The following is a 13,631-nucleotide window of genomic DNA, read 5'->3' as shown; positions in this document are numbered from 1 at the left end:
GGTTCCATGAGACAGTCGAGCAGCAGCGCCAGAACCGAAGTCGTGATCGTCGCGAGCGCGTTCGGCGTCGATGCGATTCGCCGCGACGGTCATGCCGCGTGGGCGGAGAAGGCGTCGCTCTCGGGCGCGGACGGTTTCGAGGTGCGTCGCGAACTGTGCGAAGACGCCAGCCTGGACGCACTCACGCGGCTCGGCGAGCGCATCCGGGCCGCTGGTTTATGGGCCGTGCATTCGACGCCTGCCGCGCTATTTTCTGCTGACGGCTCGCTCGACCATGAAGCGCTTGCGCTCGCAATCGATGAAGCGCGAGCATTGGATGCGCGCATCGTCAAGCTGCAACTAGGCGGCGACGAGCGCGGCGTGGCGACGGATTCCGCGACGCTGGAGGCGCTCACACGCGCCACCGACGGCTCTCCGGCCCGGGTGTTGGTCGAGAACGGTCAATTGCGGGCGGGCGGTTTGCCGAATGCATTCGAAATGCTATTTGCCGCGCTGCCGGCCGAGAGCAATCTTGCAATGACTTTCGATACCGGCAACTGGCGCTGGGCCGACGTCGATCCGCTCGACGCCGCCAGGCGGCTCGGGCAGCACGTCGGCTATATCCATTGCAAGGCGACGCAAGGCGAGGGCGCGCGGCGCTTCGCCGTCGCCCCGGACCATGACGACACGCAGTTCGCCGCGCTTCTCGCCCATTTGCCGTCCGATGCGCCACGCGGCATCGAATTTCCGTTCCGCGACGAAGCCGACGCGGCGACTCAGGTGGCGCGCATCGCGGCGTTCTGATTTGAATTCTGTACGCAAAAGACAAGGATCGAACATGCAGGTTGAGCACGAAGCTCTGGATGTCGTCACCTACGGCGAAGCGATGACGATGTTCGTCGCCGCGGAAACGGGTGATCTCGCGTCGGTCGGCCACTTCACGAAGCGCGTCGCCGGGGCGGATCTTAATGTCGCCATCGGCTTGTCGCGGCTCGGCTTTAAGGTCGGCTGGATGAGCCGCGTCGGCCGCGATTCGTTCGGCCGCTACGTGCTCGACGTGCTCGCGGCGGAAGGCATCGACGCGCGCTGCGTGAGCATCGACGAACGCTATCCGACAGGCTTTCAGCTGAAGGGTAAATGCGACGACGGCAGCGATCCGGCAGTCGAGTATTTTCGCAAGGGCTCGGCGGCAAGCCATCTTTCGGTGGACGATTACGTCGCCGACTACGTGCTCGGCGCGCGTCACCTGCACCTCACGGGCGTCGCGCCGGCGATCTCGGCAAGCTCGCGTGAACTCGCGTTCCATATGGCCCGCGAAATGCGTGCCGCAGGCAAGTCGATCTCCTTCGATCCGAACCTGCGCCCGACGTTATGGCCGTCTCGGGAAGCGATGGCCGAGTCGCTGAACGCGCTCGCCGCGCTCGCCGACTGGGTTCTGCCCGGCGTGAGCGAGGGCCTCGTGCTTACCGGTTATGCCGCGCCCGAGGACATCGCGGCGTTCTATCTCGATCGCGGCGCGAAAGGCGTGGTCGTCAAGCTCGGCGCAGACGGCGCATACTTCCGCACCGCCGATGGCGACTCCGGCGTCGTTGCCGGCGTGCCGGTCGCTAACGTGGTCGATACCGTCGGCGCTGGGGATGGCTTCGCAGTCGGCGTCGTCAGCGCGCTGCTCGAAGGGCGCAGCGTGCGCGATGCAATCGCGCGCGGCAATCGCATCGGCGCATTGGCGATTCAGGTGATCGGCGACAGCGAAGGCCTGCCGACGCGCGAGGCGCTCGATGCGCTCGAATCACAGGATCACAACGACAAGAACGACAAGAACGACAAGACGGCCCAAGCCGCGATCATCGTCTGACATCGCGAGACGACACCGAGGCGAGCTCGATCACGACCTCGCCCTAAACACCCGACACTCAGCGTTCGGAGACAACATGCACACATCCTCGACACCCAAGCTCGCCGTGCGCCGCTGGTGGACGATCATGCCGATCGTCTTCATCACGTACAGTCTTGCGTATCTCGACCGCGCGAACTACGGCTTCGCTTCGGCCGCCGGCATCAATCAGGACCTCGGGATCAGCAAGGGACTGTCGTCGCTGATCGGCGCGCTCTTTTTCCTCGGCTATTTCTTCTTCCAGATTCCGGGCGCGATCTACGCGGAACGCCGTAGCGTCAAAAAGCTCGTGTTCTGGAGCCTCGTGCTGTGGGGCGGATGCGCAGCGGCGACCGGCATGGTCAGCAACATTCCGTCGTTGATGGCGATTCGCTTCGTGCTCGGTATCGTCGAAGCGGCAGTGATGCCCGCGATGCTCGTCTTCATCGCTAACTGGTTCACGAAGTCCGAGCGATCGCGCGCCAATACGTTCCTCATTCTCGGCAATCCGGTGACGGTGCTGTGGATGTCGGTCGTATCCGGCTATCTCGTGAATTCGTTCGGCTGGCGTCACATGTTCGTCGCCGAAGGTCTTCCGGCGATCGTGTGGGCGGTGATCTGGTGGTTCATCGTCAAGGACAAGCCCGCGCAGGTGAGCTGGCTTTCGGATCAAGAGAAGCGCGATCTCGATGCGACGCTGCGCGCGGAGCAGGCCGCGATCAAGCCGGTGAAGAACTATCGCGAAGCCTTCAAATCGCCCGCGGTCATGAAGTTGTGCGCGCAGTATTTCTGCTGGAGCATCGGCGTGTATGGCTTCGTGCTGTGGCTTCCGTCGATTCTGAAGAGCGGCTCGACGCTCGGCATGGTCGAGACGGGATGGCTTTCGTCGGTGCCTTATCTCGCGGCCACCATTGCGATGCTGCTGGCCTCGTGGGCATCCGACAAGCTGCAGGCGCGCAAGGCGTTCGTGTGGCCCTTCCTGTTGATCGGCGCGGTGGCGTTCGCGGGTTCGTATCTGCTTGGGACAACTAACTTCTGGGCTTCGTACACTTTGCTCGTGATTGCCGGTGCCGCCATGTATGCGCCGTACGGGCCTTTCTTTGCGATCGTGCCCGAGTTGCTGCCGAAGAACGTCGCAGGCGGAGCGATGGCGCTCATCAATAGCATGGGCGCGCTGGGCTCCTTCGTGGGTTCCTACGTGGTCGGTTATCTGAATGGGGCGACCGGGTCGCCGGCGGCCTCGTACGTGTTCATGAGCGTTGCGCTCTTGCTTTCTGTTTGGTTCACGTTGGCTGTCAAGCCTCAGGCGGCCGTTCCGGCTTCGGGGGTATTGCGGTCTTGATGTATGCGGTTTCGTGCGACTGGCTTCGTCGGTATGTTGGCGTTGAATCGCACAACGGATTAATTGACACGTTAAGCTGAAGCAAGAACCGCAAAGAGAATTCATCGCTCACAGGGCGCAACCCAAATTCCGACCATGACCCAGAAAAAGATCGTAGCCTACAAGCCCCTACCACCCGACGTGGAAGCGTACCTTCGCACGCACGCGGAAGTCGTCAACGTCGATCCGAAGGACCACGCCGCGTTCGTAGCGGCGCTCAAGGACGCCGACGGCGCCATCGGCGCAAGCGTGAAGATCACGCCCGATATGCTCGAAGGCGCGACGCGCCTGAAGGCGTTATCGACCGTATCGGTGGGCTTCGACAACTTCGACGTCGACGACCTGACGCGTCGCGGCATCGTCCTGACGCACACGCCCGACGTGCTGACCGAATCCACCGCCGATACGGTCTTCGCGCTGATTCTTGCGAGCGCGCGCCGCGTCGTCGAACTCGCCGAATGGGTGAAGGAAGGCAACTGGAAGGGAAGCATCGGCGAAGCATGCTTCGGCGTCGACGTGCAGGGCAAGACGCTCGGTATCGTCGGGCTCGGGCGCATCGGCGGGGCAGTCGCGCGGCGCGCGGCACTCGGCTTTCGCATGAACGTGCTCTATACGAACAGGCAGCCCAACGAGCAAGCCGAGCAGCAGTATGGCGCGAAGCGCGTTCCGCTCGACGAACTGCTTGCGCAGTCCGATTTCGTGTGTCTGCAAGTGCCGCTCACGCCCGAAACGCGCGGTCTGATCGGCGCGAACGAGTTGAAGAAGATGAAGCCGAGCGCGATTCTCATCAATGCGTCACGCGGGCCGACCGTCGACGAAGACGCGCTCATCGAAGCCCTGAAAAACGGCACGATCCGCGCCGCCGGTCTCGATGTGTTTCAGCAGGAGCCATTGCCAGCCGATTCGCCGCTTCTCTCGATGAAGAACGTCGTCGCGCTGCCGCACATCGGCTCGGCCACGCACGAAACGCGGCATGCAATGAACCGCAATGCCGCGGAGAATCTGATCGGCGCGCTCGACGGCACGCTCACCGAAAACATCGTCAATCGCGAAGTGCGGATGCGCTAACCGCGATGGGATCGGCGCGTCGCATGCGATAACATGCGCTTGGGCGGCACGCTTGCACCGCCTCGCATTTTGTATGCAACGCGCATCGGCGCTCGACGAGCACGAGCCAGTCCTCACGACACATCATGTCCGACGATCCCAACAAGCAGACTCTTCGCCCGCTGACTTTCGCCGCGCGACGCGCGACGATCACCGACGTCGCACGCGAGGCCGGCACCGGCAAGACCAGCATTTCGCGTTATCTGAACGGCGAGACGGGCGTGCTCTCGCTCGAACTACGTGAGCGCATCGAAGCGGCCATCGCGAAGCTCGACTATCGGCCGAACCAGATGGCGCGCGGCCTGAAACGCGGGCGCAACCGGTTGATCGGCATGTTGCTCGCGGACCTCACCAATCCCTATTCGGTCGAAGTGCTGCAAGGTGTCGAGGCCGCTTGCCATGCGCTCGGCTACATGCCGCTCATCTGCCATGCCGCGAACGAGGTCGACATGGAGCGGCGTTATCTGCAACTGCTCACCACCTACCGCGTGGAAGGCGTGATCGTCAACGCGCTCGGCGTGAAGGAAGAACTGCTGCAGGGCTTCACGCAAGGCGGCATTCCGGTCGTGCTCGTGGACCGCACGGTCGAGGGCATCGTCACCGATATGGTCGGTCTCGACAATCCTGCCGCCGTGGCGCTCGCCACGCGTCATCTCGTCGATGAAGGCTTCGACGAGTTGCTCTTCATCGTGCAGCCGGTGACGCACGTGAGTTCCCGACGCTTGCGCGAAGCCGCGTTTCGCGAGACCGTCGCGACGCTCGGCGCAAGCGGTTCCACGCTCGTGCTCGATCTCTCGGATGCCGCATCCGCGCTCGCCGAAATGGACCGGCGTGTCGATACCGCGCGCTCGGCCGGCAAGCGCGTGGCGCTTTTCGCGGCGAACGGGCCAGTTGCGCTGCGCGTCGCCGTGCACCTGAAGGAGCGGCACGGCCCAAACTGGCAGGCGAGCGTCGCGCTGCTCGCCATCGACGATTCGGAATGGGCGGAACTCGCGGGCATGACGGCGGTTCGTCAGCCGACCTACGACATCGGCCGGCGCGCGGTCGAGTTTCTGCACGAGCGGCTCGGCGGTGCGTTGATGCCGGCGCGTGAGTGCCTGCTGCCGGGTGAACTCATCGTGCGGTCCTCGACGCAGCGCTCGGCCGGCGTCACGCAACAGCCGGCGACCCACGGACTCTGAAGGAACCTGAATGGTCAGCATCCCGACGCTGGCGGGCCTCGTATTCGTGACGCTCGTCGTCGCGGCCATGCCCGTCGTGTTGTACCGAAAGCTGCGCACGCGTTTTGCATTGGTGCCGCGCGAGCCGATTCTCGGCATCGCGGTCTTCGCGCTCTTTGCGATGGTCATCGAGCGCGCGCTGCACGGCTTCGTGCTCGGCAATGCGGTGACGTCGCATTGGTTGTCGAATCCTGTGGTGTTCGTCGTGTACGGCGCGCTCGCGGCGGGCGTATGCGAGGAAGCGGGGCGCTTCGCCGGCATGAAGTGGCTGATCCGGCGCGAGCCCGGTGCGCTCGAACGACACGGCCCGGCGCTCGGCTACGGCATCGGTCACGGCGGAGCGGAAGCCTGGATCGTCGGCGCGCTGGTGCAGGCGCAGTGGATCTTGTATGCAATCCTCGCGAATAACGGCACGCTCGACGCCCATTTCGAAAGCGCGCCGCTCGACGCCCTCGCGCGCATTCACATGATCCTCATGAGCTTGTCGCCGGTGTCGGCGGGCATCTTTCTGGTCGAGCGCGCGAGTGCATTCGTCTTCCAGCTCGGCTTCTCGGCGCTCATGTGGCAACTGCTGCGCGAGCGCTCGCGCGCTGCTCTTGGCGTGCTGATCGCCGCTCATGCGCTCGTCGGGCTGCCCGCAGCGCTGTTTCAGGCGCGCATGATTCCGCTCGTCGCGGCGGATGCGGTGTATCTCGTGCTGGGCGTGATCGTCGCGCTCGCGCTCGTGCGCTACTATCGCCGCGCCGCCAAAGCCGACAATTCAACGTCTCCCGCCGCCCGCCACCACTAACGACCGAAACCGAATGGACGACTACCAATACGACTGCGCGAGCGCGGATATCGACATGCTCGCGCACGCGATCAGCGATCTCTTCCCCGAGCAGACGCAGTTCGCCGAGCGCATCGACGACAACGGCCGTACTTCGCTAATGATTCACTACATCGCGATGCGGTTCGGCTCGACGGCGCGACGCATCACCATCGACGTGCGCTTCGATCCTGGCGCGCTCGCGCGATACCGCGCGCTGCCGCCGCGCTTGCAGGCGCGCAGTTACGCGGTGCTGCGGGCCTATGTCGAGGCGACGCTTGGCTCGCTCGAAGAACGTTATGCGAACGGGGAGGCCGTGCCGCGCGAGGTCGAGATCGAAATGAGCGATGACTTTGCTTGAGCGCACTCAGGGCTGCGCGTGAAGATTGAGAGTGTTGAAGCCGCTCGAAGCAGTTCGAGCGGAAAAGGCACCTTCACGCCATCGAGGCGTATGGATTTCGTCTGTGCGTTGAACGTATGGCGCTTGCAGCGTTGAAGGCGCAAGCCGTTCGCGCGCGTTGATCGGCACTTGGGATAGAGGGGCACTTGCAGATGCCGAGGCGTTCACGCCTCTTCAGAAGCGCTTCAGTCGAGAAGCTCAAGCGTCGCGATACACCTTCGCGAATCGCGCCGCCTTGACCACGCCATAATCGCCCGGTGCATACTGCATTACCCAGTCGCCGGGCTCGCCTATCAGCACGTCGCCCGCAGCGGAGCGCGCGATGCTGAACGGCTCCTGCATCTGCTTCGCGAGCACGACGCTCGGCCGGTTCCGATACGTGCCCGGCTCGCCATGCACGATGCCGCCTTCAGGCGCGTACTTCGCGTCGAAACGTTCGCGCGACACGACCCAGCGTTCGCCCGATGCGCTCGTCACGATGGCGTCGCCCGCCACATAGCGGTTCGGTCCTTCGAGACTCATCAGTTCACCGGCGGCAGCCGCGAATTCGACGGTAACGGCCTCATTCTTTACGACGCGGCGCGCGAGAGGATCGACGGAAAGGTCGGGTTGGGCGAGTTCGAGCATGGGAAAGATGAAGACATGAAGACGAGGTGAAGACCGCGATGCTAACGGCTATTGCGCTATTTTGCATCCATCACGCCGCGCGCATCATGCCGCATGCAGAATGCGAAAAGGCCCGCATCGATGAAATGCGGGCCTCTCGTTCCGGGACAATCGCCGCTTACTTAGGGCTTCGTCGTCGATGCAGCGTCCGCACCGGATGCGCGCGGATGCCGCGACCCATGTTCACGACGACCGTGGTGTTCGCCTTCCTGACGGAAGCTCGTATCGGCGAGCTTCTTCTGTTCGGGCGAGAGGCTCGCGTACAGCGGTTCGAATGCGTCGACCAGACGCTTCGTGCCGTCCGCATTGGCTTGGGTGATTTGCTGATACTGCTTCATGTCGTCCAGCGCGGACATGGTGTCGCGTTGCGCGATGCGTTGGCGATACAGGTCCGCCATCGTGCGGGCGTTTTCACGCATGGCGTCGGCGAAGGGCGCCCACTGTGCTTCCTGCGCGGACGTGATCTTTAAACTCGAATGCAATTGGGCGATGCGTTCTTCAACGCGCGCTTCGCGCTTCGAACCTGCCGGCGCGGCCGCCGACGCGGGTTGGGCGGCGACGGCAGGAGCGGATGCGCTTGCCGCAGGCGCCGACGATTGTGCGAAGACCGCCGTGACGGCGCAGGATGCCGCCAGTGCGACGAGTGTTTTTTTCATTCGTAAGCCTTTCGATCAATGGAAAAGTGGCGAGCCGCGTGGCCGGGCCCCGTCCAACAGTAGGGCCGGCTCGACCGCGAGAATGACGCCATCGCCCGATATTAGTATCACGAATGAGCGACAATCCGCCTGCATTGCCACAACTGCTTACATTCGATACGTCTCTGGAAAAATGCACATCGAATAAAGAATGCCAAACAAAGCCATGCAAAGCCAAGCGAAGGGGATGACGACATGAGACCACCGCGCCTCGATCAACTCGATGACATCGACCGCAATCTGGTCGCGCTCTTGCAGACCAATGCCCGCGACAGCGTCGCGAATCTCGCGCGGCAACTGGGCGTCGCGCGCACGACGGTCATTGCCCGCATCGCGCGGCTGGAGAAGAACAACGTGATCGCGGGCTACGGCGTGCGACTCGGGCAGGACGTGCTCGACGCGAGCATTCAGGCGTACGTCGGCATCAAGCTCGCGCCGAAGTACGGCCGCGACGTGCAGAAGCGTCTCGCGCGCATGCCCGAAGTCCAACTGCTGTGCGCGGTGAGCGGCGAATTCGATTACGTTGCGTGGCTTCGCGCCGACTCCCCCGACCGTCTCAACGACATGCTGGACGAGATCGGCGCGCTTGAAGGCGTCGAGCGGACGACGACATCGATCATTCTGGCACGCAAGATCGACCGCACCGGCTAAGGCATGCAAAGTACATATCGCATCGAACGGTCGTCTAAATGACGAAAACCGTCGCCGTTTCGCATCATTTTGAGTCTAGGATCAATATTCACGGGCTCCTACACTGAGGCGTTCATGCCCCAACAAGGAGACAAAGATGAAAGTGGCACTCGTCGGCGCAGGATTGATCGGTCAAAGCATTGCGCATCTGCTGCGTGAAACGGGCGACTTCGAGGTCGTCGCTTTCGATCGCGACGAACACGCGCTCGCGCAACTCGACGCGCAGGGCATCGCGACGCGCCGCGTCGATTCGGCCGATACGCCGGCCTTGCGTCACGCGCTCGGCGGTTTCGATGCGCTCGTCAACGCGCTGCCGTATTACCTCGCGATCGGCGTGGCATCCGCGGCAAAGTCGGCGGGCGTCCACTACTTCGATCTGACCGAGGACGTGCGCGCGACGCATGCGATTCGCGCCATCGCCGACGGATCGCATACTGCATTCATGCCGCAATGCGGGCTCGCGCCGGGTTTCATCGGCATCGTCGCGCACGATCTCGCCGGACGGCTCGACAACTTGCGCGAAGTGAAGATGCGCGTCGGCGCGCTGCCGCAGTTCCCAACCAACGCGTTGAAGTACAACCTGACGTGGAGCATCGACGGCCTCATCAACGAGTATTGCCAGCCGTGCGAAGCAGTGCGCGAAGGCCGCACGCAATGGGTGCAGCCGCTGGAAGGCGTCGAACATTTCTCGCTGGACGGCATCGAGTACGAAGCGTTCAACACGTCGGGCGGACTCGGGACCTTGTGCGAAACGCTTGCGGGAAGAGTCGAGACGCTGGATTACAAGTCGGTGCGCTATCCGGGGCATCGCGACCTGATGAAGTTCCTGCTCGACGACCTGCGCATGTCCACCGACCGCGACGGCCTCAAGGCGATACTTAAGCGCGCGGTCCCCTCGACGGCGCAGGACGTGGTGCTGATCTTCGTCACGGTGACGGGCATGCGCGGCGGCAGCGATCAACTGGTCCAGCAGGTCTTCACGCGCAAGATCGTCGCGAAGGATGTATGCGGTATGCCAATGAGCGCGATTCAGATCACGACGGCGGGCGCCGTGTGCGCCGAGCTGGATCTGTTTCGCGAAGGCGTCTTGCCGCAGAGTGGCTTCGTGCGGCAGGAGCAGGTTCCGCTGGATGCATTCCTCGCGAACCGCTTCGGCAAGCTCTACGAAGGGGCGAACGCGCTGGAGACGACGCGCCGCCTCGCGGTCGCATAGCACACTCGCTCATGTGTGAGCCACGAGGCGCGCCAGCAGACGCGCCTCGTCGTCCGCAGTCGAGGCCGTGTTGTCGAACATCAGCAGATCGGCGGCGAGCGCATCGTCGGGAAGGAAAAGGCGCTGCCGGTAGTCCTCCCAGTGCGCTAGTTTGTATGCATCATTCGGATCCGCCCGCGCGGCAATGCGCTCGCGCGCGACGTCCTCTCCGACATGCACCCACACGACGCGAATCGTCACATCGTCGTCGATGCCGAGCCATGCGCGATCGAAGAGCCGCCGCTCGCGCACTTCACGCGATAGCGGCGCGACCACGACCACGCTCACGCCGAGGGCCAGATTTTCCGCGGCCGTATCGACGAGACTTCGATACTCCGGGTCGCGCAGATGCTTGATGAAGAGCGGGCTGTCGCGGTCCTGCGGATCGCCCGTCAGCGCGCCGATGGCCGCCGCGCTGTACGCGCCGTAGAGCGTGTCTTTGTCGAGCAGACAGAACGGCTCGCCCGTTTCGCGCATCAGCGGCGCGAACAGGCGCTTCGCAAGCGTCGTCTTGCCGGTTCCCGCGTGGCCGCAAAAGAAAAGCAAGTGCTTCATGGGATCGTATCTTGTATTCAATCGTCGTCACGCGCGCGCTGATAGCGGTTCATCAGCGGCGTCGATGTCACGCCATGCACGATGACCGACGCCGTTATCGCCGCGATGATGATCGGCGTGAGCGGGGCGGCGACCTGCTTCGGAGCGTGCTCGATCGCGTAAAGCAGATAGTAGAACGATCCGACTCCGCGGATGCCGAACCAGCTCATCAATAGCCGCTGCCCGCGCGACGCGCACGAGCCGACGAGTGACGCCTGCACCGCCAGCGGCCGTATCACGAGAAAAAGCCCGCCGATGATGATGACCGCGCGCCACGTGAAGATATCGCGCCACATCGTCGCGAGCACGGAGCCGACGAGCAGCATGATCGCCACTTCGGCGATGCGTTCCAGTTCGATCGTGAAGCCGTGCACGCGCTCAGCCATGAACGCGTACGCGCGGTCGGGATCGGCTGCGGTCGCGCTGAGGTCCCCGACATCCACGGTGCCGACGGCTTCCCGCGCGCCCTTGTCGCCGCTTTCGCGATGCTCGACGCGCCGCATCGCAAGTCCTGCCGCGAACACGGCGAGGAACGAATACGAATGCAGCAACTCGGCGACGCCGTACGACAGCGCGATCAAACCGAGCGCATAGAAGCCTTCCGAGCCCAGCGCTTCGCCGTGGCGCGTGCGCAAGTAGCCCACCACGCGCACCGTCAGTTCGCCGAGCAGCCAGCCGCTTCCAAGCGCCGCGAGCGTGCCCCATACGGCCTGCAGGACGAAGCTCCACTGCAACGCATCGTGCGGCGATGCTTCGAAGCGGCAAACTGCAATGCCGAGCAGCGCGAACGGTAGCGCGATGCCGTCGTTCAGGCCGCCTTCGGCGGTCAGCGAGAAGCGCAGCAGATCCGTGTCGCCGGGGGCTTCGACCTGAACGTCGTGCGCGAGAACGGGATCGGTCGGCGCGAGCATCGCGGACAGCAGCAGCGACGCGCCCCACGACATGCCGAGCCCATACGTGCATAGCAGCGTGAGCACGCCGATGGTCAGCACCATCGCGACGAAGCCCAGACGCAGCGGCAGCAGCCAGCGGCGGTCGGTGGGCGGCACGCGCAGGCGCAGCCCGATGGCGAAGAGCGACACCAGCATGCCGACTTCGGTGATGAGGCGCAGGACGGCCGTGTCGCCGTCGAGCTGGACGTGCAGCAGATTCGCGACGCCGGGCCCGAGCAGGAAGCCGATGGCCAGATAGCACATGGCGGTGCTGATCGGAAGGCGTTTGAACGTCGAACTGGCGAGCGCCATCAGAATGAGCACGCCGCCGACGACGAGAAACCAGATCGTCTCGGTCATGAAAGCCTTGAAGCGGTGAGTCGGTTCGAGCCGGGCGAAAGGCCAATGGGGTGGGGCGAGCACGGAGCATGCCCGTGGGCGGCGTTCGGCGTAAGATGGCCGGGCATCGCCATCGGCTCATCTTCGTCTTCGTCGTCTTCGTGTTTGCGTCGCGCACAACGGTCAGGGAGGCTCAGCATGTCACAGCACTTCGATGCAGTCGTCATCGGCACAGGGCAGGGCGGCTCGCCGCTTGCCGTGCGACTCGCGCAAAACGGCAAGCGCACCGCCGTCATCGAGCGGCATCTTTTCGGCGGGACCTGCGTGAACTTCGGCTGCACGCCGACCAAAACCTATGTCGCGAGCGCGCGCGCGGCGCACGTGGCGCGCACCGCCGCGAAATACGGCGTGAATATCGGCGGACCCATTACGGTCGACATGGCGCGCGTGAAGGCGCGCAAGGACGAAGTGATCGGCGCGTCGCGCAACGGCATCGAGCAATGGCTCCATGAAACGCCGAATGTGACGGTATTCAAAGGACACGCGCGCTTCACCGGTCCGCATGCGCTCTCTATCGTAGGCGGCGACGGTGAATCGCACGACATCGACGCCGGCATGATCTTCATCAACACCGGCACGCGCGCCGCGGTGCCGGCCATCGACGGGCTCGACAGCGTGCCCTATCTCACCAATTCGAACGTCCTCGAACTGACGCACGTGCCCGAGCATCTCGTGATCGTCGGCGCGAGCTATATCGCGCTGGAGTTCGGGCAGATGTTCCGGCGCTTCGGCAGCCGCGTCACGCTGCTCGTGCGCGGCGAGCGTATCCTCACGCGCGAGGACGCCGATATCGCTCGCGCGATCCAGGACGTGCTCGTGCGCGAGGGCATCGAATTTCGCTTCGGCGCAGAGCCGCAGCGCGTCGAACGGAGGAACGACGGCGTGCGGATTTCGCTGCGCGACGAAGCCATCGACGCGTCGCATCTTCTCTTTGCGACGGGACGCACGCCGAATACCGACGATCTCGGACTCGACAAGGCCGGCATCGACGTAAACCGGCACGGCCTGATCGACGTGGACGGTCAGCTGCGCACGAAAGTGGATGGCGTCTGGGCTATCGGCGACGTGAACGGGCGTGGCGCATTCACGCATACGTCGTGGAACGACTATGAGATCGTCGCGGCCAATCTGCTCGATGGCCAATCGCGCAGTGTGGATACGCGCATCATGACGTACGCGGTGTTCGTCGATCCGCCGTTCGCCCGCGTCGGCATGAGCGAGGAGGACGTGCGGCGAGACGGCCGCGATGCGCTGATCGCGACGATGCCGATGTCGCGCGTCGGCCGGGCGCGGGAACGCGGCGAGACGGACGGTTTCATGAAAGCGCTCGTCGATGCGAAGACGAAGCGCATTCTCGGCGCGGCGATTTTCGGCATTGAGGGTGACGAAGTGATTCATACGTTCGTCGACATCATGAATGCGGACGCGCCGTACACCACGCTGCAACGCGCGATGCATATTCATCCGACGGTGAGCGAGCTTGTGCCGACGTTGTTGGGTGATTTGAAGCCGCTGGGGTGAGGGCGATGGCCGCGGCTGCATCTAAGACGCGACCGCATTTTGAGTGCCGACGCGTGACGCAGGGGCGCGCCAGGCAGGTTCGACCGATGGTGCGCGAGTTGAGCTTAGCTTCGT

General features: G+C 63.9%; 14 protein-coding genes. 10 read left to right on the top strand and 4 right to left on the bottom strand.

Annotated elements, in window-relative coordinates:
• The first annotated feature begins 6 nt into the window (after nt 1-6).
• From LDZ24_RS07305 to LDZ24_RS07275, 7 genes are all read left to right on the top strand, one after another.
• Nucleotides 7-783: a sugar phosphate isomerase/epimerase gene (locus LDZ24_RS07305; RefSeq protein WP_248319904.1), complete on the top strand. Its 777-nt coding sequence runs from the start codon at nt 7-9 to the stop codon at nt 781-783.
• 34 nt (nt 784-817) lie between these two features.
• The gene (locus LDZ24_RS07300) at nt 818-1,834 is read left to right on the top strand and encodes a sugar kinase (protein WP_248319903.1); all 1,017 of its coding nucleotides are present in this window, start codon (nt 818-820) and stop codon (nt 1,832-1,834) included.
• Between the two features lie 76 nt (nt 1,835-1,910).
• Nucleotides 1,911-3,194 (top strand): MFS transporter, encoded by a 1,284-nt coding sequence (locus LDZ24_RS07295; RefSeq protein WP_248319902.1) that lies wholly within the window; start codon nt 1,911-1,913, stop codon nt 3,192-3,194.
• Between the two features lie 135 nt (nt 3,195-3,329).
• Nucleotides 3,330-4,301, top strand: a complete 972-nt coding sequence (locus LDZ24_RS07290) for a D-glycerate dehydrogenase (RefSeq protein WP_248319901.1) — start codon at nt 3,330-3,332, stop codon at nt 4,299-4,301.
• Between the two features lie 125 nt (nt 4,302-4,426).
• A complete protein-coding gene (locus LDZ24_RS07285; RefSeq protein ID WP_248319900.1) occupies nt 4,427-5,521 on the top strand; it encodes a LacI family DNA-binding transcriptional regulator in 1,095 nt (364 codons plus the stop codon).
• Between the two features lie 10 nt (nt 5,522-5,531).
• Nucleotides 5,532-6,350, top strand: coding sequence for a YhfC family intramembrane metalloprotease (locus tag LDZ24_RS07280; RefSeq protein WP_248319899.1), 819 nt, complete (start codon nt 5,532-5,534; stop codon nt 6,348-6,350).
• A gap of 13 nt (nt 6,351-6,363) precedes the next feature.
• Nucleotides 6,364-6,729 (top strand): DUF3022 domain-containing protein, encoded by a 366-nt coding sequence (locus tag LDZ24_RS07275; RefSeq protein WP_248319898.1) that lies wholly within the window; start codon nt 6,364-6,366, stop codon nt 6,727-6,729.
• Between the two features lie 237 nt (nt 6,730-6,966).
• Here the strand turns inward: LDZ24_RS07275 and LDZ24_RS07270 are convergent, their stop codons facing one another.
• Nucleotides 6,967-7,395 (bottom strand): PGDYG domain-containing protein, encoded by a 429-nt coding sequence (locus LDZ24_RS07270; RefSeq protein WP_248319897.1) that lies wholly within the window; start codon nt 7,393-7,395, stop codon nt 6,967-6,969.
• Between the two features lie 161 nt (nt 7,396-7,556).
• Nucleotides 7,557-8,090, bottom strand: coding sequence for a Spy/CpxP family protein refolding chaperone (locus LDZ24_RS07265; protein WP_248319896.1), 534 nt, complete (start codon nt 8,088-8,090; stop codon nt 7,557-7,559).
• 234 nt (nt 8,091-8,324) lie between these two features.
• Here LDZ24_RS07265 and LDZ24_RS07260 point away from each other — a divergent pair, with 234 nt between their 5' ends.
• Nucleotides 8,325-8,780 carry an Lrp/AsnC family transcriptional regulator gene (locus LDZ24_RS07260; RefSeq protein WP_248319895.1) on the top strand — a complete coding sequence of 152 codons (456 nt, stop codon included), beginning with the start codon at nt 8,325-8,327 and terminating at the stop codon, nt 8,778-8,780.
• 136 nt (nt 8,781-8,916) lie between these two features.
• Nucleotides 8,917-10,032: a saccharopine dehydrogenase family protein gene (locus LDZ24_RS07255; protein ID WP_248319894.1), complete on the top strand. Its 1,116-nt coding sequence runs from the start codon at nt 8,917-8,919 to the stop codon at nt 10,030-10,032.
• Nucleotides 10,033-10,041: 9 nt separating this feature from the next.
• Here the strand turns inward: LDZ24_RS07255 and LDZ24_RS07250 are convergent, their stop codons facing one another.
• Both LDZ24_RS07250 and LDZ24_RS07245 read right to left on the bottom strand, forming a co-directional pair.
• Nucleotides 10,042-10,626, bottom strand: coding sequence for an ATP-binding protein (locus LDZ24_RS07250; RefSeq protein WP_248319893.1), 585 nt, complete (start codon nt 10,624-10,626; stop codon nt 10,042-10,044).
• Between the two features lie 17 nt (nt 10,627-10,643).
• Complete coding sequence (locus tag LDZ24_RS07245) at nt 10,644-11,957, bottom strand: sodium:proton antiporter (RefSeq protein WP_248319892.1); 1,314 nt, start codon at nt 11,955-11,957, stop codon at nt 10,644-10,646.
• 177 nt (nt 11,958-12,134) lie between these two features.
• Between LDZ24_RS07245 and LDZ24_RS07240 the strand changes: the two genes are divergently transcribed.
• Nucleotides 12,135-13,517, top strand: coding sequence for an FAD-containing oxidoreductase (locus LDZ24_RS07240; protein WP_248322300.1), 1,383 nt, complete (start codon nt 12,135-12,137; stop codon nt 13,515-13,517).
• Nucleotides 13,518-13,631 lie beyond the last annotated feature (114 nt).

It is taken from the genome of Caballeronia sp. Sq4a, from assembly GCF_023170545.1.
Lineage (GTDB): Bacteria > Pseudomonadota > Gammaproteobacteria > Burkholderiales > Burkholderiaceae > Caballeronia.
Note: the sequence above shows the minus strand (reverse complement) of the source record. Positions and strands in the feature narration are given on the sequence as shown.